We start from the raw sequence: 19,920 nt of genomic DNA, 5'->3' as shown, positions 1-19,920 counted from the left end.
GGCTTCTCGTGATGACCGAAACAAAAACGGCGCCCGAAGGCGCCGTTTCATTATCTCGACTGGAACTCGCTTCAGTGCGCCGTCAGGCCGCCGGACGCCTCATCCGAAGCGTCGGGCTTGACGTCGACCTTGCTGGTCTCCTCTTCCCAGACGATCGGCACAGGCACGCGGGTCAGCGCCTTGGCAACGACCTCATCCAGCCGCGAGACCGGAATGATCTCCATGCCGCCCTTGATCGCATCGGAAATCTCCGTGAGATCCTTGGCGTTGTCCTCCGGGATCAGCACCGTCTTGATGCCACCGCGCGCGGCAGCCAAGAGCTTCTCCTTCAGACCGCCGATCGGCAGCACGCGACCACGCAGCGTGATCTCGCCGGTCATCGCGACATCGTGGCGGACCGGGATGCCGGTCATGACCGAGATGATCGCGGTGGCCATCGCCACACCGGCGGACGGACCGTCCTTCGGGGTTGCGCCCTCCGGCACGTGAACGTGGATGTCGCGGCGGTCGAACATCGGCGGTTCGATGCCGTAGACGATCGCGCGCGAGCGGACGTACGACGCCGCCGCCGAAATCGACTCCTTCATCACGTCGCGCAGATTGCCCGTGACGGTCATCTTGCCCTTGCCGGGCATCATGACGCCTTCAATGGTCAACAGCTCGCCGCCGACATCGGTCCACGCCAGACCGGTGACGATACCGACCTGATCCTCGTCGTCGATCTCGCCGAAGCGATACTTCGGAACGCCGAGGAACTCTTCGATGTTCGCCTCGGTGACCTTCACCGACTTCTTCTTGGAGATCATCAGCTCCTTCACCGCCTTGCGGGCGAGTGTGGAGAGCTCACGCTCCAGGTTACGCACGCCCGCTTCGCGGGTGTAGCGGCGGATCATCAAGAGCAAGGCCGCGTCGTCGATCGACCATTCCTTGGAGTCCAGACCGTGCTTGGAGATCGCGCTCGGGATCAGGTGCTTGCGCGCGATCTCGACCTTCTCGTTCTCGGTGTAGCCGGCGATCCGGATGATCTCCATGCGGTCCATCAGCGGTCCCGGAATATTCAACGTATTCGCGGTCGTGATGAACATCACGTTGGACAGGTCGTAATCGACCTCCAGGTAATGGTCGTTGAAGGTCGAGTTCTGCTCGGGGTCCAGGACCTCAAGCAGCGCCGACGACGGATCGCCGCGGAAATCGGCGCCCATCTTGTCGATCTCGTCCAGCAGGAACAGCGGGTTCGAGGTCTTCGCCTTCCGCATCGACTGGATGATCTTGCCGGGCATCGAGCCGATATAGGTGCGGCGGTGACCGCGGATTTCGGCCTCGTCACGCACGCCGCCGAGCGACACGCGCACGAACTCGCGCCCGGTGGCCTTCGCGATCGACTTGCCAAGCGAGGTCTTGCCGACGCCCGGAGGCCCGACCAGGCACAGGATCGGTCCGGTCAGCTTGTTGGCGCGCGACTGCACCGCCAGATACTCGACGATACGGTCCTTGACCTTCTCGAGCCCGTAGTGATCGGAGTCCAGCACCGCCTGCGCGGCCTCGAGGTCCTTCTTGACCTTGGACTTCTTGCCCCACGGGATCGACAGCAGCCAATCCAGATAGTTGCGCACGACGGTCGCTTCCGCGGACATCGGCGACATCTGGCGCAGCTTCTTCAGCTCGTGCTGGGCCTTCTCGCGCGCTTCCTTGGACAGCTTGGTCTTGGAGATCTTCTCCTCCAGATCGGCCAGCTCGTCGCGACCTTCGTCGTCGCCGAGCTCCTTCTGGATCGCCTTCATCTGCTCGTTCAGGTAATACTCGCGCTGGGTCTTCTCCATCTGGCGCTTGACGCGCGAGCGGATGCGCTTCTCGACCTGCAACACCGAGATCTCGCTCTCCATCAGGCCCAGCACCTTCTCCAGGCGCTGGGTGACGGACAACGTCTCCAGGATCGCTTGCCGATCGGCAATCTTGACCGCGAGATGCGAGGCAACGGTGTCGCCGAGCTTCGCGAAATCGGTGATCGCCTGAACCACGCCGACGACTTCGGCGGAGATCTTCTTGTTCAGCTTCACATAGCTTTCGAAGTCGGACACGACCGAACGCGCCAAGGCCTCGGCTTCAACCGAGTTGGCGTCAGTGTCGGCGAGCGCGACCGCGGTCGCCTCGTAGTACTCGCTGCGGTCGGAATACTTCTCGACACGCGCGCGCTCGAGGCCCTCGACCAGCACCTTCACGGTGCCGTCGGGCAGTTTCAGGAGCTGCAGCACGCTGGCGAGCGTACCGGTCTCGTAAATTGAATCGGGAGCCGGATCGTCATCGGACGCGTTCTTCTGCGTCGCGAGCATGATCAGCGCGTCGTTCTTCATCACCTCTTCGAGCGCGCGGATCGATTTCTCGCGGCCGACGAAGAGCGGCACGATCATGTGCGGGAAGACGACGATGTCGCGGAGCGGCAGCACCGGATAGGAATGGCTTTCGCCGTGGACGATCGTTGGCCGGGGTTTTGAAGTCGTCATGGCCTTATCCTTTTGTTTTGCCCCCTTGCACGCAGTCCGCCTGCTTGCGCAACCGCCACAAGGTGCCTTGGTGATCCGGAATTAGATTGCCGTCAGCAGCCACATGTTCCGCATCGTAAAGCGACGAATCTCAACACATGAGATCCCTCACCGATAGCATTAGGTGGCTATCAGGCGGGGGGGTGTCAAGTCTGAGAAGAGCCGGGAAATATAGGCTAAACAGGCATTTACTGCGACGCGAAAATGGCCGCTGCTGCTGCGCCACAACGGCCGCCGGATCGCCCGGCAGCCGCATGAATTGCGACGACAGAAAGTTGCGCCTTAGGCGCTCGCGCTGCTCTCGACGGCGCGGTCGGAACGATCCGCGTAGATGTAGAGTGGACGCGCCGTGCCCTCGACGACTTCGCGCGAGATCACGACTTCCTCGACGCCTTCGAGGCCCGGGAGGTCGAACATGGTCTCGAGCAGAATGCTCTCCAGGATCGACCGCAGGCCGCGTGCGCCGGTCTTGCGCTCGATCGCCTTGCGGGCGACCGCGCCAAGCGCCTCGTCGGCGAAGGTGAGCTCGATATTCTCCATCTCGAACAGCCGCTGGTACTGCTTCACCAGCGCGTTCTTCGGATCGGTCAGTATCTTCTTCAGCGAGGTCTCGTCGAGGTCCTCCAGCGTCGCCACGACGGGCAGACGGCCGACGAATTCCGGGATCAGGCCGTACTTCAGCAGATCTTCCGGCTCGACGTGACGGAAGATTTCGCCGGTACGGCGATCCTCCGGCGCGAGCACCTGCGCCGCGAAGCCGATCGAGGTCGAACGGCCGCGCGCGGAGATGATCTTCTCGAGGCCCGAGAAGGCACCGCCGCAGATGAACAGGATGTTGGTGGTATCCACCTGCAGGAACTCCTGCTGCGGATGCTTGCGGCCGCCCTGCGGCGGGACCGAGGCCACCGTGCCTTCCATGATCTTCAGCAGCGCCTGCTGGACGCCCTCGCCCGACACGTCGCGGGTGATCGAGGGATTGTCCGACTTGCGGCTGATCTTGTCGATTTCGTCGATATAGACGATGCCGCGCTGCGCCCGCTCGACGTTGTAGTCGGCGGCCTGCAGCAGCTTCAGGATGATGTTCTCGACGTCCTCGCCGACATAGCCGGCTTCGGTCAGCGTCGTCGCGTCAGCCATGGTAAACGGAACGTCGAGGATGCGGGCCAGCGTCTGCGCGAGCAGCGTCTTGCCCGAACCGGTCGGACCGATCAGCAGGATGTTCGACTTCGCCAGTTCGACGTCGTTGTGCTTGGTCTGATGGTTAAGCCGCTTGTAGTGATTGTGAACGGCGACCGACAGCACCTTCTTGGCATGGCTCTGGCCGATCACGTAGTCGTCCAGGACCTTGCAGATTTCCTTCGGTGTCGGGATGCCGTCGCGCGACTTCACCAGCGAGGACTTGTTCTCCTCGCGAATGATATCCATGCAGAGTTCGACACACTCGTCACAAATGAAGACAGTCGGTCCGGCAATCAGCTTGCGAACTTCATGCTGGCTCTTGCCGCAGAACGAGCAATATAGCGTGTTCTTGGCGTCGCTCGTGCCGACCTTACTCATTCATTATCTCCGTCCGCCGTTCGACCTCGTTTGCCAGATCGACCCAATCCGGCACAAAACCGGAGTATTGGGTAGATAGAGCAAATTCCGTACCAAAAAAGACCCTACGCAATACTGACCGTGTGGATCACGGTTTATTCGAATCTCCGCGATCATAGCCGATGCATTACAGCCAACCATGCTGGCACCCGACTATCAAGAATTCGCTAATCGGGGGGCAGGCTCAAGACCGTGACAATACCGTGATTTTCCACGATCGCACGTGGAATACACGTCGAAATCCACGGAACGTTGCGGGATTACCACGCCGGACCATGAGCACGAAAGCGGAACTTTCTACCCCCGCATATGCGCTTGCGAGGTACTCCGCCGTCCTGCTTTGCCGACTATGTGAGGCGTCAATGTGGAGATCACACCGACGCCTCGGGTCGCCTGTCCAGATCAGGCAGCTTTGGCCGCCGACGGGTCTTCCGGCCGCTTGTCGATGACCTTGTCGACGAGACCGAACGCCTTGGCGTCCTCGGCGGTGAGGAACTTGTCGCGCTCGAGCGCGTCCTCGATCGCCTTGTAGGTCTGGCCGGTGTGCTTCACGTAGATCTCGTTGAGGCGCTTCTTGAGATTCAGGATCTCCTGCGCGTGCAGCATGATGTCGGTCGCCTGGCCCTGGAAGCCGCCGGACGGCTGGTGCACCATGATGCGGGAGTTCGGCAGCGTGAAGCGCATGTCCTTCTCGCCGGCTGCAAGCAGCAACGAGCCCATCGAGGCCGCCTGCCCCGTGCACAGCGTCGACACCGGCGGACGGATGAACTGCATCGTGTCATAGATCGCAAGGCCCGACGTCACCACGCCACCCGGCGAGTTGATGTACATCGAGATTTCCTTCTTCGGATTCTCGGCCTCCAGGAACAACAGCTGCGCGACGATCAGCGTCGACATGCCGTCTTCCACCGGACCGGTGACGAAGATGATGCGCTCTTTCAGCAGACGCGAGAAAATGTCGTAGGCGCGTTCGCCGCGATTGGTCTGCTCGACGACCATCGGCACGAGGTTCATGTAGGTTTCAACGGGATCGCGCATGAAAGAACCCAAGGGTTAGGGGTGATGCAGAACTTGACTCAAGGCTACCTGACTCAAGGCTACTTGGCTCAAGGCTTAACCCAGATATGGGCCAATTTCCGGCCGACAAGACCGGCAATGGCCGTACTAGCCACCTGGGCAGGCCGCAGAAGTTCAAGCCGATTCGCGTCGGCGCGCCTAGCGACGGCGACCCGCCGCGGGCACGCTTTCGCGGTTCATCATTAACGCGAGGTGCCGCAATTAAGCGGCAGTTTGCTCGGCGTCTTCATCCTTGAACAGCTCTTCCTTGGAGACCTTCTTCTCGGTCACGTTGGCGAGCTCCAGGACGAAGTCGACGACCTTGTCCTCGTAGATCGGAGCGCGGAGCTGGGCCAGCGCCTGGGCGTTGCTGCGGTAGTAATCCCAGACCTCCTTCTCGCGGCCCGGCATCTGGCGCGCGCGCTCGATCACGGCGCGCGAGACCTCGTCGTCGGTCACGGTGATCTTGTTCTTCTCGCCGATCTCCGACAGCACCAGGCCGAGGCGGACGCGGCGGTCGGCGATCTTGTGGTACTCTTCCTTGGCCGCATCCTCGGTGGTGTTCTCGTCGGCGAAGCTCTTGCCGGTCGAGTCCATCTCGGCCTTGATCGAGTTCCACATCAGGTTGAACTCTTCGGCGACAAGCGACGGCGGCGCCTCGAATTTGTGGCTCTCGTCGAGCCGGTCGAGCAGCGCGCGCTTGACCTTCTGACGGGTCGCACCGGCGAATTCGGCGGTCAGGCGCTCGCGTGCGGCTTCCTTCAGCTTGTCGAGCGATTCGAGGCCGAGCGTCTTGGCGAACTCGTCATCGATCGTGGTCTCGCCGGGCGCCTCGATCAGCGTCGCGGTGGTCTCGAACTCGGCCGGCTGGCCGGCGAGCTTGTCGTTCAGGTAGTTCTTCGGGAAACCAACCTTCAGCGTGCGGGTCTCGCCGGTGCCGATGCCGATCAGCTGCTCCTCGAAGCCCGGAATGAACTGGCCTGCGCCGATCACGACCTGGATGCCCTCGCCGGTGCCGCCCTCGAAGGCTTCACCGTTGATGGTGCCCTTGAAGCTGATGGTGACGCGGTCGCCCTTCTCCGCCGCACCCTCGGTCTTGGCGCTGTACGGGCGGCTGCCTTCGGCGATGCGCTTGATGGCATCGTCGACGTCGGCGTCGGAGACATCGACCACCGGCTTCTCGACCGAGAACGACTTGAAATCGGCGAGCTGGATCTGCGGCACGACCTCGATCGCGACGGTGTAGGTCAGGTCGGTCTTGCCCGACAGCAATTCCTCGACCTGGTCCTTCTCGGTCGGCATCGTGATCTTCGGCTCGCCGGCGAGGCGGAAGCCGCGATCCTCGAAAATCTGCCGGTTGGTGTCGCTGATGGTCTGGTCGATGGTCTCGGCCATCACCGAGCGGCCGTAGATCTTTTTCAGGTGCGCCACCGGCACCTTGCCGGGACGGAAGCCGTTGAGACGGACCTTGTCCTTGAGGTCGACCAGCTTGGCGCCCGCCTTGGCATCGAGATCGGATGCCGGAACGCTGATCTTGAATTCGTGCTTCAGTCCCTCGTTGAGGGTCTCGGTGACCTGCATGGTATCAATCTTCTTCCGCTTTTGCCGCGGCCCGAGCGGCCGTGGCAGTGTCTATCTGTTCGACGGTGAGCCTTGCGGCCTAACGTCTGTGGGTTCGGCGAACCCTCGTCCCCTCCGGGGCCCAAGGTTCTCCAAGAATTCGTCATGCAAACGCTGTAAGCGCTTGGTGCGGGCGGAGGGACTCGAACCCCCACAACTTTCGTCACTGGAACCTAAATCCAGCGCGTCTACCAGTTCCGCCACGCCCGCGCGAAAAGCATCCAGTCCGGCCGCGATGCCGCGGGCGGCCGGGCTTATAACATGCGCCCGCCGGTTCGCAGCAAAAAAATGGCCGCTGGAGAGCCCGCCCTGCGACCGATCGCGACTGGACAGGTACACTTGAAAATGGTCCGCATCGGCCGGATGGCAAGCCCCGCAGCAAGTCCCGAATTTTCCCTCACCCGACGCGACCTGATCGCCGGCCTCGGCGCCGCGGCGCTTTGCCCCGTTTGGCCGGCCACCGGCTCGGCGCAGGGCCGGACGGCGGTCGTGCTGCAGGCCAAGATCGACCGCATCTTGCTTCGTCCGGACACCCCGGAAACCCCGGTCTGGTCGCTCGGCAGCGGTGACCTTCGCTTCAAGCGCGGCGAGGTCCTCGACGTGACGTTCGGCAACGAACTGCCGGTTGCCGCCGCGCTCGATTGCCGCGGGCTCGATGGCGTCCCGGCTGCGGAGCCGCTGGCCTCCCGGGCGCCCCTTGCCACGGGGGCAAAGGATACCTTTCAGCTCCCGCTTCGGCATGCCGGCACCTTCCTGTGCGAGCCGCTGCTCGGTGACGGCACGGCGCCGGCACGCCCGCGTCCGCTGATCGTGACCGGCACCTCGCCGGTCGCCGTCGATCGCGACGAGGTCTTGTTGATCGAGGAGTGGCGTCTGCAGTCCGATGGAACCGCGATCCCGCCCGGGAGCGATCCAAAGGATTCGACGCAAATTCATACAATTAACGGCAAGACCTCATACGACATCTCGGCACCGGCCAATGCCCGCCTCAGACTCCGCTTTATCAATGGCAGCCAACGCAGTGTGCTGGCGGTGAAGCTGGAGAATCTCGACGTCCGGGTGATGGCGATCGACGGCCAGCCGGCCGAACCGTTCGCGGCCCGGAACGGTGCGCTGGTCCTGGCGCCCGGAAGCCGAACGGATGTCTTTGTCGATGCGGCCGGTCCGGCCGGAACCAGCTTTCCGATTCTGCTGCACGATGGCAAGCAAGCCCACCCGTTCGGCAAGCTCGTCGTCTCGAGCGAGCCGCCGATCCGAACGGCGCCGTTCCCGCCGGCCCCGCCGTTGCCGGGCAACGACATGCCCGCCCAGCTCGATCTCAAGAGCGCCACGCGATTCGACCTGGCGCTCGGTGCGCCCACCGAGTGGTTCCGCCTGGCAGATTTCAAGCCGTCAACGGCTCCGGCCTTTCAGGCCAAGGCAGGCCGAACCGTCGTGCTGGCCCTGACCAACCGGGGCGCAATCGCCAGCGTCTTTCATCTGCATGGCCATCACTTCCGTCTGCTCGACCGGCTCGACGACGGCTGGAAGCCGTTCTGGCTCGACACGCTCGCGGTCGAACCGGGCCAGACCCAACGCATCGCCTTCCTCGCCGAATATCCGGGCCGTTACTTGATCGAGCAGGTCGCGACCGATTGGGCCGCGCCGCGGCTCCTGCGATGGTACAGTGTCCAATAACAAGAAGTGGAAATCGCCTGAAGGAAACACCGATGAGCCAGACAGTTGCAGCGATTCGCGGAGTGAAGGCACGAAGCGTCGTGGTGCCGCTCAAGCGTCCTGTGAGGACCGCGTTTGGCGTGATCGATTCCGGTCCGCTGGTGCTGATCGATGTCGAGACCGATCAAGGCGTTACCGGCCGCACCTACATCTTTGCCTACAGCAAGCTCACACTTAACCCTCTCTGCTACCTGATCAAGGAGATCGGACGCGAGCTGATCGGCAGGCCGGTCGCCCCGTTCGATCTGATGAAGGCGATGGACGCCAAGTTCCGGCTGCTCGGCGCACAGGGGCTGGTCGGGATGGCCGTGTCGGGCCTCGACATGGCCTATTGGGATGTACTCGGCCAACTCGCCGGCCGGCCGCTGGTCGAACTGCTCGGCGGCTCGGCGAAGCCGATCAAGGCCTATGACAGCTATGGCGCGGTCGATCCAGTTGCCGACGAGCGCGCGCTGCGCCGCTCGCTCGACCAAGGCTTCAAGGGCATCAAGATCAAGGGCGGCGACGGTGATGCCGCCAATGACGAGCGCGTCGTGAAGGGCGTGCGCGCCCTGCTCGGCCCCGACATCGCACTGATGATCGATTTCAACCAATCGCTCGATCCGGCGGAAGCCACCCGCCGCATCGCCAGGCTTGCGCCCTACGATTTGCACTGGATCGAGGAACCGGTGCCGCAGGAAAGCCTGTCCGGCCACGCCAAGGTCCGCGAGACCTCGCCGACGCCGATCCAGGCCGGCGAGAACTGGTGGTTTCCGCGCGGTTTCGCCGAGGCGATCGCGGCCGGCGCATCCGACTTCATCATGCCCGACGTGATGAAGGTCGGCGGGGTCACCGGCTGGATACAGGTCGCCGGCCAAGCCGACGCCGCCTCGATCCCGATGTCGAGCCATTTGTTCGCGGAAGTCAGCGCGCATCTGCTGGCGGTGACGCCGACCGCGCACTGGCTCGAATTCCTCGACTTCGCGGGCTCCATCCTGGCGAAGCCCGCCGAGATCGTCGACGGCGCGGTGACCGCCAAGGGTCCCGGGCTCGGCATCGCGTGGAACGAGCCGGCGGTTGCGAAGTATCTCGTCAGCTAGCGGCGGACGGTAATCCGAAGGATGGGTGGAGCGCAGCGATACCCATCATCTGACCGCGCGGAAATGATTGATGGATATCGCTTCGCTCCACCCATCATGCATGGCCGTTATTGCGATCGATCGCAGCTTCACCTTTGCGACGCATTCATGTAGGTCATCAGGGCATCGGAGCGCTCAATGTCCACCAACAACAAACTGACGCTCAAATTCCGTTGTCCGACCGAGCTTGAGGGACGGATACCGGCCCCTATCCCGGCGGCGCAGGGCGTTCCCGACTGGCTCAAGGCCATGCCAGCGACGGCCTTCTCTTCGATCAACCTGCACGACGAGGACACCATCAAGCGCTGTCCGCCATTCGTTGACGCGATGACCTGCGGATTCCTGCTGCCACTGGTCTGCGATCTCAAGGTCGAGGACGGCGAGATTACCTGGGACCACGACCTGCCGCCGGGAGGCACGCCCGAGTTTCCACGTTCGCCGATCGGATTTCACGACCCGGGTCAGGTCAGCGGCACGCCGCTATTCGAAGAGGGCCGCTTCTTTCTCAAATTCCACAATTTGTGGACCGTCGAAGCCCCGGAAGGCTACGCGGTCTACTTCACGCATCCCGTCAACCGCTTCGATCTGCCGTTCACCACGCTCAGCGGCCTGGTCAATTCTGACCTCTATACCGACAACTGGGTGCACTTCCCGGCGTATTGGCACGACAGGAATTTTCGAGGCGTTCTCCCCAAGGGGACGCCCATCGCGCAATGCATTCCGGTCAAGCGAGACGACTGGACTGCGCAGACATCCTCGTTCACCGCGGATGAAGCCAAGCGCGTCGGCCAGTTCCGGAGTGAGCTCAGGCGGCAGCCCAACCTCTACCGGAGAAACTTCAGGGCGTGAGGCGCGACGAGATTTCGTCTCTCACTCCCCGCCGAGGAATTTCGCAACGTCGCGCTGGGAAAAGAAGAAGCGACCATACGATGCCGCGGCCATGACGAATGCCGCGCGTCCCAACAGCTGGGGCTGACCACGAATGATGGAGCGCAGCGCCGCCTCGGCAGCGTCGCGCTCACCCTGCTCGAACAAGGATGTGGCGAGGTAGGCGCGGGTCGAGCGATCGTCCGGATAGAGCGCAAGCACGCGGCGGAAAGCGTCCGCGGCTGCGGCGTAATCGCCGCGAAGGATCAGGACCCGCCCGAGCTGGTTAAGGACGTCCGGGCGTCCGGGCGCGGCATCGCGCGCGGCTGTCAGGACACTCGCAGCCCGCGCGAAGTCATTGGTATCATGCAACAGCCGCCCGAGATCGAGCTTCAGATCGATGCTGCCGGGGACAAGCGCGAGGCCGGCCTCGACCGTGCTGATCGCCTCGTCGTACTGACCGGCCTTGGCAAGCTGGCCGGCGAGTTCCTGGAACGAAGGGAGATATGGTGGGCGGCGCGCCGTCGTGCGCCGAAGTTGTGCGAGGCCGTCCGTGGCGCGCCCTGCACCGCACAGCAATGCGCCAAGCAAGGTCTCGACCTCGCCATCGTCGCCGCGGCGTGCAACTCGCTCGAGCGACGCAATCGCCTCGCCTCCCCGCTTCTGCCCCATCAGGGCATGAGCCAGGAGAAGTGCCGCGTGTCGGTCCTTGCGATTTGATTTCAGTATGCTTGTCGCGATCTGCTCTGCCTCAGCAAACTGCCGCGCCCGCAACGCGGATGCGCCTTGTTGCAGCGCCTGAGCGAGGAAATTGTTCTGATTGCCACTCACGGGAAAGCTTCTGGAGGATGCGAGAGATGACCGTGGGCGCCAACCCCGGCGTCCAGCAACAGTCTCTTGAAAACATGACATGAGGTCAACCGGAAGCCGACCCGCTTGCCTCCTGCATCGATATCCGAATCGAAATCGCGATGCGACGCCCCTCTGTTCGAGACAAGCGTGGGACAGATCCTGTAGTGTCGGTCCCGACCGGCGCGCCGCCCTACGAACCTGCCCCCATGCGACCCAGATCGGAGAACCAGGATGGCACAGTGTATCGTGATCGTTCAATTCGACCTTCCGAAGCGAACTGAAGAGCAGGCCGTCAAGGGTGGCATGGGTTCCGCCCCGATCTATCGGAATCTCGCCACGCAGGGATTGATCCGCAAAGACTACCTCAACGGAGAGGCCGGCACCGGCGGTGTCTATCTATGGGAGAGCCGAGAGGCCGCCGAGGCGTGGTTCACCGAGGCAAAGATGGCCGAGCTCACCGAACGGTTCGGAGCCCGGCCGCGGCTGACCTGGTACGACACGCACGTCACCGTCGACAATCTCAAGGGCGAGACGCGCGTGAACCAGTCCCCGCTGATTTCCGAAGCGGAATGAAATCGCCCTGGGGTCACGCCGGGCGCTCGCATCCCGGCACAGTGCTGGCGTTCGACATGGCGATCGCCAACCAAGCCCAGCGGCCCGACGCCTATTCTCCGGCGGCGCCGACCCCGCCGGGGCTTGCTCGAAGCTTGCCCTGCGCCGGTGACGGCTCGCCGTCCATCACCTCGGGCCGCAACGCCTCCAGCGGACGCTTGCGGGTCTCGATGCCGAGCACCGCGACCGCGATCGCCTGCACCACCAGAAGGCCGGCCACCACGGCGACGACGCCGGTGACGCCGAACCGGGTGAACAGCTCGACCACGATGAACGGCGTGACGATGGACATCAGGCGACCGGCGGTGTTGCAGATGCCGGATCCGCGCATGCGCAGCTCGGTCGGAAACAGCTCGGGGATATAGAGCCCCCAGGCCAGCGCCAGCATCACCGCCACGGTGAAGACCAGCAGGAAGCCGATCACGACGAAGGCAACCGGATTGATGAACATCGGGTAGATCAGCCCGAGCCCGGCAGCGGTGAGCGACAGCACGATCAGCGACGGCTTGCGGTCGATCTTCTCGCCGATCCACATGCCGGCCAGCGTTCCGACCGGGCTGCCGAGCGTCATCAGCATGGTGTAGCCGAGCGATGACGACAGGTTGATGCCCTGCTTGACGAAGAAGGTCGGGATCCAGGCGATGAAGCCATAGACCGCGGTGTTGAGCCCGATCAGGATCATGCAGCCCACGACGGTTCTCGCGATCAGCGCGCGCGAGAACAGGCGCGTGAAGCGCACATCAGGCTGTACCGGGGCCGGCTGATAGGCCGGTGTCGGCAGCGTCCTGCCCTTGCCGACCTCCTGCTCGATCGCCGCCAGCACGGCTTCCGCCTCTGCGCTCTTGCCCTGGATCTCGAGCCAGCGCGGCGATTCCGGCAGCGAGCGCCGCAGGAACCAGACGATCATCGCGCCGATGCCGCACAGCGCGAACATCCAGCGCCAGCCGAGATGCGGAATGACGACCCAGCCCACCAGCGTCGCGACAAACAGCGCGCCGTTGGTGCAGGTCGCGAGCGCCGCGCCCCAGCGGCCGCGCTGCTGCGGCGGGATGAATTCGCTGAGCACGACATAGCCGACGACGATCTCGGCGCCGAGCCCGAGCCCCATCACGAAGCGCGCCGCGATCAGCCAGTTCATCGACGGCGCCAGCGTCGCCGCCAGCGCGCTCAGGCCGAAGATCAGCAGGTTGGCCTGGTAGGCGAACTTTCGGCCGAAGCGGTCGCCGGCAATTCCGGCCAGCCAGGCACCGATCAGCATTCCGACAAAGGTCGCCGAGATGAAGCGCGCATTCTGGGCGAGATCCGAGTATCCGGATTGAACCAGTGCGCCAAGGATGCTGCCGGCGAGGAAGATCTCGAAGCCGTCGACGAACAGTCCGGCTCCGATCAGCGAGAAGATCCGGTAATGGAATCCGGCGATCGGCAATCTGTCGAGCCGGCCCCCCGCGTTGACGCCTGTCGTGGTCACTTCAGCCTCCCTGATTTTGATTTTGTTTGTCATTATCTGCGCCGATGTCTGGACCGGCGTCATCCGGTCGAGACGCGCGCTTCCTCGTCGATGTCGCCTGAATGCGTGGCTTGCGGCCGCGGCAGACCGAGGTTCTCGCGCAGGGTGTCGCCCTGGTACTCGCGCTGGAACAGGCCGCGGCGTTGCAGTTCCGGAACAACCAGGCGCACGAAGTCCTGATAGGTGCCGGGCACGTGGGTGGCGGCGACAACAAAGCCGTCGCAACCGCCTTCAGAGAACCAGCGCTCCATCTGATCGGCGACGGCCTTGGGCGAGCCGACGAAGGTTGGCAGTTCGGCGAGCGTCCCCCGCCCACTGAACTGGACGAAGTCGCGCGGTGTCGGATTGGGCTTGCCGCAGAGATTCATGACGCGGTCGCGGATCGCCTGCAGCCCGCTGATCGATGCCAGCTCGTCCGATGTGAACGGCTCGTCCATCGGCTTGGCCGCAAAATCGTAGTTCAGCACCTCCGACAACAGCGTCAGCGCATCGATCGGCTTGGCGAGGGCATTGATCGCCGCGAACTTGTCCTCGGCCTCGGCCTGGGTCTCGGCGACGACCGGATAGACCGCCGGCGCGATGCTGATATCCCTGCCCGTCTTCGCGAGCGTTCCCTTCAGATCGGCATATTGCTTCTTCGCGATGTCAAGATTCGGATAGATCACGAAGATCAGCTCGCCCCAGCGTGCCGCGAACGTCTTGCCGCGGCCGCTCTGCCCGGCCTGAATGATCACGGGATGCCCCTGCGGCGAGCGCGGCACCGTGAACGGGCCGCGCGAGCGGAAGAACTGTCCCTGATGGTCAAGCCGGTGCACCTTGGCCGGGTCAGCGAACAGGCCGCTCTCGCGGTCGAAGCTGACGGCGTCGTCCTCCCAGCTGTTCCAGTGCCCGAGCACGACCTCCATGAACTCGTCGGCACGGTCGTAGCGCAGGTCGTGGCTAAGATGCTGCGAGGCGCCGAAATTCGCCGCTTCGGAATCATTCAGGGAGGTCACCACGTTCCAGGCGGCGCGGCCGTTGAGCAGCAGGTCCATCGTCGCGAACACGCGCGCGACATGGAACGGCTCGTAATAGGTGGTCGAATAGGTCACGCCGATGCCGAGCCGCTCGGTCGCCAATCCCATCGTCAGCGCAACCGCGACCGGATCGAGCTTTGCCGCACGCACGCCGTGACGGATGGTCTCGCGGAAATCATCGCCGAAGCGATCGGGGATCGCGAGCCGGTCGTCGAAGAAGGCGAGATGGAACTTGCCGTGCTCCAGCGTACGGCCGATCTCCTGATAGTACTCGCGCGAGAACCAGTTCGGCTTCGAGTCCGGATGGCGCCAGGAGGCGGGGTAGTTCGAGCAGTTCTGGGCCTGCAGGAAGCCGATCAGTTTCATCTGCCTGGTCATGGCGTCATTCCTTCGTGGCCGCGGGAGAATTGGTTCATGTCAGATCACCCCCTCGCTGCGCAGCGCGGCGAGCGCCGCCGCCGTTGCACCCGCAAGCGAGGTCAGGACTTCATCGGTGTGAGCGCCGAGCGCCACACCAGCGTGTTTGAACTGCGGCGGCGTGCGGGACATTTTCGGGATCGCGCTCGGAACCGCAATTGGTCCGGCGCGCGAGGGCACCTCGGCGATGTTGCCGCGTGCGCGGTATTGCGGGTCGGCGAAGATGTCGCTGATGCTGTAGATCGGCCCGCAAGGCACGTCATAGCGCTCGCACTCGGCAAGCGCGGTCTCAAGTGACATGCCGCCAATCCAGCCAGCGACCATCCCGTTGACCTCCTCGCGCCGCGCCAGACGATCGGCCATCACCGCATAACGCGGATCGGTCGCGAGATCGGGGCGCTGCATCGCCTGTGCGAGGCGCTCGAACATCTTGTCGCTCGAACAGGCCAGCGCCACCCATTTGCCGTCGGCGGTCTGGTAATGGCTATGCGGCACGACGTTGACCGTGTCGGCGCCAAGGCGCTCGCGGACGAAGCCGGTCCTGGCAAACACGGTCGCCATCTCGTCGAGCAGCCGGAACACCGATTCATAGAGCCCGATGTCGACCACCTGGCCATGTCCCGTGGCGTCGGCGTGGCGCAGCGCAAGCAGCACGCCGAGGGCGCCCCACAGTCCCGAGATGTAATCGGCAAGCGAGGTCGAGCCCGGCATCACCGGCTGGCGTCCCGCTTCGCCGGCGAGATAGGCGAGCCCGCTGAAGCCGTGCGCGATCCGGGCGAAGCCGGGCTTGTCGCGCAGCGGGCCATCCTGCCCGTAAGCGCTGATGCGCAGCATCACGAGCTTGGGATTGATCTCGCGCAGCGCCTCGAAGCCGAGGCCCCATTTCTCCAACGTGCCCGGCCGGAAATTCTCCAGCACCACGTCCGACTGGCGTACCAGCTCACGGAACAGCGCGGCACCCCGCTCGCTGCGCAGGTCGAGGGTGACCGATTTCTTGTTGCGGGCCTCGCTGAGCCAAACATAGGTATCCCCGCATTCGCTCGGCGTGCCGAACCGGCGCAGGGGATCGCCGACCCCCGGCTGTTCGATCTTGATCACCTCGGCGCCGAAATCGGACAGCACCGTCCCGCAGAACGGCGCCGCCACGAAAGTCGCAATGTCGAGCACGCGAATTCCCGCCAGCGGTGGATCATGCGACATCGCGCGCGCCTTGCTTGCTTACGACATCAGTGATCGCCTCGTGACGGTCGATGATCGCCTGCGCCCGCTTCAGCACCGCGAGATCGATCAGCACGCCGTCCTGGCCGAAGGCGCCGTCGCCTTCAGCGCTGGCGGATCGAATCCTGGCGGCGATCTCACGCGCCCAGCCGATCTCCCTGGCGGTCGGCGAGAACACCTCGTTGGCGATCTCGAGCTGCGACGGATGGATCGCCCATTTGCCCTCGAAGCCGAGCGCGGCCGCCCGCGCGGCGCTGGCGCGAAATCCCGCGGCATCACCAAAATTCGCATAGGGACCGTCGATCGCGCGCAGGCCGTGGGCGCGGCAGGCATTGGCGATGCGGGCGAGCGCGAAATGCCACTGGTCGTTCCAGTGCATTTGGCGCGTGCCATGCTCGCCGGCATCGGTGCGGACGGCGTAGCGCGGATCGGAGGCGCCGATGATCTCGCCGCAAGTGCGCAGATCGATCGAGTAATCGCCGATGCCGAAGATGGCCGCCTCCAGGCGCTCCGAAGCCTGCACGATGTCCTCGACATTGGCGAGCCCGAGCGTGGTCTCGATCAGGATCTCGATGCCGAGCGGCTTTGCGCGCGGGAACTCGCGCTCGAGGCCAGTCAGCAGTGCATCGACGAAACGGACGTCGAAGGCAGTACCGACCTTCGGCACCATTACGAGGTCGAGGCGCGGCGCGCGGGCGACGATCTCGATGATGTCGCGATGCGCCCATTCGGTGTCGAGGCCGTTGATCCGCACCGCCAGCGTCTTGCTGCCCCAGTCGATCCGGTTCAGCGCCTCGATCGCGATCTCGCGCGCCTCGGGCTTGCGCGGCGGCGCAACCGCATCCTCCAGATCAAGGAAGATGAAATCGGCCGCGCTACCCGCCGCACGCTCGAAGAAGTGTGTCGAAGTCGCGGGAACCGCGAGCTCGGAACGCTGGACGCGGCGCGTGCGCGGCTTGGTAACGGTGAAGGACATGGAGCATCTTTTCTGCATCGCGCCGCGGGATCGCCTCCCGCAGCCAGTACAATCATGCTAGATGTCCCGCACTGATCTTTCTAACGAGATTATCTTAAGTATTGTTCAGTTCTTCGGGACGGTCGGCTGCGAGGGGCAAAACGATGTCGCAGATCAATTTCAAGCTGCTGCACATGTTCATCGCGGTTGCCGAAAACAAAAGCTTTCGCCAGGCCTCCGAGCAGCTCAACCGCTCGCAATCCGCGGTCAGCATGCAGATCAAGCTGCTGGAAGATCAGGTCGGCGCCGCCTTGTTCCACCGCACCACGCGGCGCGTCGAACTGACCGCCGAAGGATTGCAGCTGCTGACGCATGCACGTCGCGCGCTCGGCGAATGGGAGAATGGGTTGCGCGAGATCCGCGAGGTCATCGACATCCAGCGCGGCACGCTGTCGCTCGCCTGTGTTCCGACCATCGCCGCGACGATCCTGCCGCAGGCGCTGCATGCCTTCCAGGCGAGCTATCCCGGCATCAACATCAACCTGCGCGAGCTTGCGGCGGAGGATATGCTGGACTGCCTGCGCCGCCGCGAGGCCGATTTCGGCATCGGGCCGGAGATGGAGGGTTCAACCGAGTTTCAGTTTACGCCGTTGTTCAAGGACCCGATCTATGCGCTGGCGACCAAGGCGTTCCCGTTTCGCAAGCGCAGCTCGGTCGACCTCACCGAGCTGTCGGCCTACCCGATCCTGCTCAACTCCAAATCGGCGGCGCTGCGCTCGATGCTGGAGCGCGCGCTCGCCATGCGTAACCTGCAGATGAAGATCAAGTTCGAGGTCGAGCACAGCTACACGCTCGCCGCGCTGGCCGGCGCCGGCCTCGGCGTCGGTATCCTGCCGAAGGTCGCCTTGCCGCGGCCGGTCAGGAAGACGATGCAGGCGCTGCCGATCGTCAATCCGACGCTGGAGCGCACGGTCTGTATCGTCTCGCTACGGGGGCAGTCATTTTCCCCGGCCGCCAGCGCCCTGACATCGGTGGTTCACAAATTCCTCAAGCCGCGCCCCTGAGCTGTTTCGTCCGGCGGTAGCTAGCTCGCCGGAGCGAGCGCGCGGAATGCGCCGCCGAAATAGATCAGCGGTGTCTGCCCCTCACGCAGGTGCATCGCGCGGACTGCGCCCACGAAGATCGAATGTGTGTCGTGCGCATGCTCATCAATCAGCTCGCAATCGAACCCGATCAACGCTTCCTTGAGGATCGGCGCCCCGGTGGCAAGCGACAGCCAGGCATCGCCTTCACCAAAACGATCGTCCCGCTCGATGCCGCGGCGGCCGGCGAACACGTTGGCGAGCTCGGCCTGGTCGGCGTGCAGCATGTTGACGCCGAACGCAGCCGTACGCCGGATCAGGCCATGCGCGCTCGCCGAACGGTTGACGCAGGCGATCAGCCGCGGCGGGGTGTCCGACAGCGAGCAGACCGATGTCGCCGTCATCCCGGTTCTGTCGCCCGGTCCGCCCGCAGAGAGGATCGTCACCGCGCCGGCGTGATGGCGCATCGCCGCGCGATACGGCGCGGGGTCGACGCCCCCGTGGAGCGGACCGGCGGCCCGTGGGCCGGTGGAGAGCTGGCTGCTCGGTGCGATCATCTGGCTGTTCCGCGCAAGAGACAACGATGCCGAACCTATAGGCCAGCCTGACCGATCGCAGAAACGCAAATATCTAACCAGTTGTTCAGCTCACTCGATCAATGGCGACCGCTCCGATCTGAGATCAGCGGCCTCGACGGCCCCCGACAACTCAAGCGCGCTTGCGACGATCGCCTGATCGCTTGGCCGGGGGTGAATAGCCCTCCCCACCCCTGGCGGCCAACTTCGTCTCCTCGCGGATCATGTCGACGAAAGCACGAAGCCCGGCCGTCATGTGCCGGTGTCTCGGATAGTAGAGACGCAAGCCAGGAAATGGCGGCGTCCAGTCGTCCAGCACGGCTTGCAGGGTGCCGGCGGCGAGATGCCCGGTCACCCAAAAATCGCTGACAAACGCCAGTCCCACGCCTTCGAGGGCGGCTTCGACCATCAGGCTGTCATTGTCGAGGGTCAGCCTGCCCCGGACATCCACCACCATCTGCTCGCCGCCGCGCTTTTCGAATTCCCAGTGGTACAGCTTGCCGCTGGGCATCCGCCTGCGAATGCATTCATGGGCGAGCAGGTCAAGCGGAGACCGCGGCACCGAACAGCGCGCGAAATAATCGGGCGCGCCAACGACAATGAAGCGCGTGTCCGGGCCGCAGGGGATCGCGACCATGTCCTGCGGTACGGCTTCGGCCAGCCGGATGCCGGCATCGAAACCCTCCGCGACAATATCGATGGGACGTCCTTCCAGGGTCAGTTCGACGTTCATGTCGGGATAGCGCCGCAGAAACCTTGCGACGACGGGGCGGAGAATCTGGTGCGCGGCCCGCTCCTTCAAATTGATGCGCAGCGTTCCCGCGGGCGTATCCCGGAACTCGTTCACATCCTCCATCGCGCCGGCGATCTCGCGCAACGCGGGACTGACCCTGGCGAGGAAACGCTCTCCCGCTTCCGACAATGCGACGCTGCGCGTCGTCCGATTGATGAGGCGCACGCCCAGGCGTTTTTCCAGCCCGGCGATCGCATGGCTCAGCGCGGAGGGCGAAATGCCGAGTTCAGTCGCGGCCGCGCGAAAGCTGCGATGCGTCGAGATCGCGACGACGGCGTTCAGCTCGAAAAGGCCAGCATGCTGCATTGTTCGGTTATCTGCATCAGGTCATCCCACTTTATGCCGATTATTGCACTAATCAAGTCGCCTATATCGAGCCC

The 19,920-nt window shown here is 63.9% G+C and carries 16 protein-coding genes and 1 tRNA gene; 5 read left to right on the top strand and 12 right to left on the bottom strand.

Annotated elements, in window-relative coordinates; all coding sequences use genetic code 11:
* Positions 1-71: 71 nt before the first annotated feature.
* The 5 genes from lon to ACE10Z_RS22505 all read right to left on the bottom strand — a co-directional run bounded on the left by lon (position 72) and on the right by ACE10Z_RS22505 (position 7,022).
* Entirely contained in the window at positions 72-2,501 is a 2,430-nt protein-coding gene (gene lon, locus ACE10Z_RS22525) for an endopeptidase La (RefSeq protein WP_375782723.1), read from the bottom strand.
* 321 nt (positions 2,502-2,822) lie between these two features.
* Positions 2,823-4,097 carry an ATP-dependent Clp protease ATP-binding subunit ClpX gene (gene clpX / locus ACE10Z_RS22520; RefSeq protein WP_018271869.1) on the bottom strand — a complete coding sequence of 425 codons (1,275 nt, stop codon included), beginning with the start codon at positions 4,095-4,097 and terminating at the stop codon, positions 2,823-2,825.
* Between the two features lie 441 nt (positions 4,098-4,538).
* Entirely contained in the window at positions 4,539-5,174 is a 636-nt protein-coding gene (locus tag ACE10Z_RS22515) for an ATP-dependent Clp protease proteolytic subunit (RefSeq protein WP_021079148.1), read from the bottom strand.
* Between the two features lie 240 nt (positions 5,175-5,414).
* Positions 5,415-6,773, bottom strand: coding sequence for a trigger factor (tig, locus tag ACE10Z_RS22510; RefSeq protein WP_375782722.1), 1,359 nt, complete (start codon positions 6,771-6,773; stop codon positions 5,415-5,417).
* A 164-nt stretch (positions 6,774-6,937) separates the two neighbouring features.
* A tRNA-Leu gene (locus tag ACE10Z_RS22505) sits at positions 6,938-7,022 on the bottom strand.
* 135 nt (positions 7,023-7,157) lie between these two features.
* Between ACE10Z_RS22505 and ACE10Z_RS22500 the strand changes: the two genes are divergently transcribed.
* The 3 genes from ACE10Z_RS22500 (at position 7,158) to ACE10Z_RS22490 (ending at position 10,495) form a co-directional block, all read left to right on the top strand.
* On the top strand, positions 7,158-8,489 hold the full coding sequence (locus ACE10Z_RS22500; RefSeq protein WP_375789901.1) for a multicopper oxidase family protein: 1,332 nt from the start codon (positions 7,158-7,160) through the stop codon (positions 8,487-8,489).
* 32 nt (positions 8,490-8,521) lie between these two features.
* Positions 8,522-9,607, top strand: coding sequence for an enolase C-terminal domain-like protein (locus ACE10Z_RS22495; protein WP_375782721.1), 1,086 nt, complete (start codon positions 8,522-8,524; stop codon positions 9,605-9,607).
* A gap of 177 nt (positions 9,608-9,784) precedes the next feature.
* A complete protein-coding gene (locus ACE10Z_RS22490) occupies positions 9,785-10,495 on the top strand; it encodes a hypothetical protein (RefSeq protein WP_375782720.1) in 711 nt (236 codons plus the stop codon).
* Between the two features lie 21 nt (positions 10,496-10,516).
* On the opposite strand, the gene ACE10Z_RS22485 is transcribed toward ACE10Z_RS22490, so the two are convergent.
* The gene (locus ACE10Z_RS22485) at positions 10,517-11,344 is read right to left on the bottom strand and encodes a tetratricopeptide repeat protein (protein ID WP_375782719.1); all 828 of its coding nucleotides are present in this window, start codon (positions 11,342-11,344) and stop codon (positions 10,517-10,519) included.
* Between the two features lie 252 nt (positions 11,345-11,596).
* On the opposite strand from ACE10Z_RS22485, the gene ACE10Z_RS22480 reads away from it, so the two are divergent.
* The gene (locus ACE10Z_RS22480) at positions 11,597-11,938 is read left to right on the top strand and encodes a monooxygenase (RefSeq protein WP_375782718.1); all 342 of its coding nucleotides are present in this window, start codon (positions 11,597-11,599) and stop codon (positions 11,936-11,938) included.
* A gap of 91 nt (positions 11,939-12,029) precedes the next feature.
* Here the strand turns inward: ACE10Z_RS22480 and ACE10Z_RS22475 are convergent, their stop codons facing one another.
* Genes ACE10Z_RS22475 through ACE10Z_RS22460 form a run of 4 tightly spaced genes read right to left on the bottom strand, consistent with a single transcriptional unit; the run spans position 12,030 to position 17,111 of the window.
* Positions 12,030-13,478: an MFS transporter gene (locus tag ACE10Z_RS22475; protein WP_375782717.1), complete on the bottom strand. Its 1,449-nt coding sequence runs from the start codon at positions 13,476-13,478 to the stop codon at positions 12,030-12,032.
* Positions 13,479-13,504: 26 nt separating this feature from the next.
* Complete coding sequence (locus ACE10Z_RS22470; protein WP_375782716.1) at positions 13,505-14,878, bottom strand: LLM class flavin-dependent oxidoreductase; 1,374 nt, start codon at positions 14,876-14,878, stop codon at positions 13,505-13,507.
* A 39-nt stretch (positions 14,879-14,917) separates the two neighbouring features.
* Complete coding sequence (locus ACE10Z_RS22465) at positions 14,918-16,117, bottom strand: CaiB/BaiF CoA transferase family protein (protein ID WP_375782715.1); 1,200 nt, start codon at positions 16,115-16,117, stop codon at positions 14,918-14,920.
* A complete protein-coding gene (locus tag ACE10Z_RS22460) occupies positions 16,107-17,111 on the bottom strand; it encodes an HpcH/HpaI aldolase/citrate lyase family protein (protein ID WP_375782714.1) in 1,005 nt (334 codons plus the stop codon). Before ACE10Z_RS22460 ends, ACE10Z_RS22465 begins: the two co-directional genes overlap by 11 nt.
* A gap of 143 nt (positions 17,112-17,254) precedes the next feature.
* Here ACE10Z_RS22460 and ACE10Z_RS22455 point away from each other — a divergent pair, with 143 nt between their 5' ends.
* Positions 17,255-18,154: a LysR family transcriptional regulator gene (locus ACE10Z_RS22455; RefSeq protein ID WP_375782713.1), complete on the top strand. Its 900-nt coding sequence runs from the start codon at positions 17,255-17,257 to the stop codon at positions 18,152-18,154.
* A 20-nt stretch (positions 18,155-18,174) separates the two neighbouring features.
* On the opposite strand, the gene ACE10Z_RS22450 is transcribed toward ACE10Z_RS22455, so the two are convergent.
* The gene (locus tag ACE10Z_RS22450) at positions 18,175-18,729 is read right to left on the bottom strand and encodes a flavin reductase family protein (protein WP_375782712.1); all 555 of its coding nucleotides are present in this window, start codon (positions 18,727-18,729) and stop codon (positions 18,175-18,177) included.
* Between the two features lie 151 nt (positions 18,730-18,880).
* Positions 18,881-19,846 carry a LysR family transcriptional regulator gene (locus ACE10Z_RS22445; protein ID WP_375782711.1) on the bottom strand — a complete coding sequence of 322 codons (966 nt, stop codon included), beginning with the start codon at positions 19,844-19,846 and terminating at the stop codon, positions 18,881-18,883.
* Positions 19,847-19,920 lie beyond the last annotated feature (74 nt).

Origin of the sequence: Bradyrhizobium sp. Pha-3, assembly GCF_042258615.1 — a bacterium.
In the GTDB taxonomy this organism is placed as follows: domain Bacteria; phylum Pseudomonadota; class Alphaproteobacteria; order Rhizobiales; family Xanthobacteraceae; genus Bradyrhizobium.
The sequence above is the reverse complement of the archived record's forward strand: the minus strand, read 5'-3'. Positions and strand labels throughout refer to the sequence as shown.

Excerpts from the sequence above, each read along its gene's own strand:
- clpX (WP_018271869.1), bottom strand. The coding sequence starts at position 4,097 with ATGAGTAAGGTCGGCACGAGCGACGCCAAGAACACGCTATATTGCTCG.
- ACE10Z_RS22460 (WP_375782714.1), bottom strand. The coding sequence starts at position 17,111 with ATGTCCTTCACCGTTACCAAGCCGCGCACGCGCCGCGTCCAGCGTTCC.
- ACE10Z_RS22480 (WP_375782718.1), top strand. The coding sequence starts at position 11,597 with ATGGCACAGTGTATCGTGATCGTTCAATTCGACCTTCCGAAGCGAACT.
- ACE10Z_RS22515 (WP_021079148.1), bottom strand. The coding sequence starts at position 5,174 with ATGCGCGATCCCGTTGAAACCTACATGAACCTCGTGCCGATGGTCGTC.
- ACE10Z_RS22450 (WP_375782712.1), bottom strand. The coding sequence starts at position 18,729 with ATGATCGCACCGAGCAGCCAGCTCTCCACCGGCCCACGGGCCGCCGGT.
- ACE10Z_RS22500 (WP_375789901.1), top strand. The coding sequence starts at position 7,158 with ATGGTCCGCATCGGCCGGATGGCAAGCCCCGCAGCAAGTCCCGAATTT.
- ACE10Z_RS22445 (WP_375782711.1), bottom strand. The coding sequence starts at position 19,846 with ATGCAGCATGCTGGCCTTTTCGAGCTGAACGCCGTCGTCGCGATCTCG.
- ACE10Z_RS22495 (WP_375782721.1), top strand. The coding sequence starts at position 8,522 with ATGAGCCAGACAGTTGCAGCGATTCGCGGAGTGAAGGCACGAAGCGTC.
- ACE10Z_RS22490 (WP_375782720.1), top strand. The coding sequence starts at position 9,785 with ATGTCCACCAACAACAAACTGACGCTCAAATTCCGTTGTCCGACCGAG.
- ACE10Z_RS22470 (WP_375782716.1), bottom strand. The coding sequence starts at position 14,878 with ATGACCAGGCAGATGAAACTGATCGGCTTCCTGCAGGCCCAGAACTGC.
- lon (WP_375782723.1), bottom strand. The coding sequence starts at position 2,501 with ATGACGACTTCAAAACCCCGGCCAACGATCGTCCACGGCGAAAGCCAT.
- ACE10Z_RS22475 (WP_375782717.1), bottom strand. The coding sequence starts at position 13,478 with ATGACAAACAAAATCAAAATCAGGGAGGCTGAAGTGACCACGACAGGC.
- ACE10Z_RS22465 (WP_375782715.1), bottom strand. The coding sequence starts at position 16,117 with ATGTCGCATGATCCACCGCTGGCGGGAATTCGCGTGCTCGACATTGCG.
- tig (WP_375782722.1), bottom strand. The coding sequence starts at position 6,773 with ATGCAGGTCACCGAGACCCTCAACGAGGGACTGAAGCACGAATTCAAG.
- ACE10Z_RS22455 (WP_375782713.1), top strand. The coding sequence starts at position 17,255 with ATGTCGCAGATCAATTTCAAGCTGCTGCACATGTTCATCGCGGTTGCC.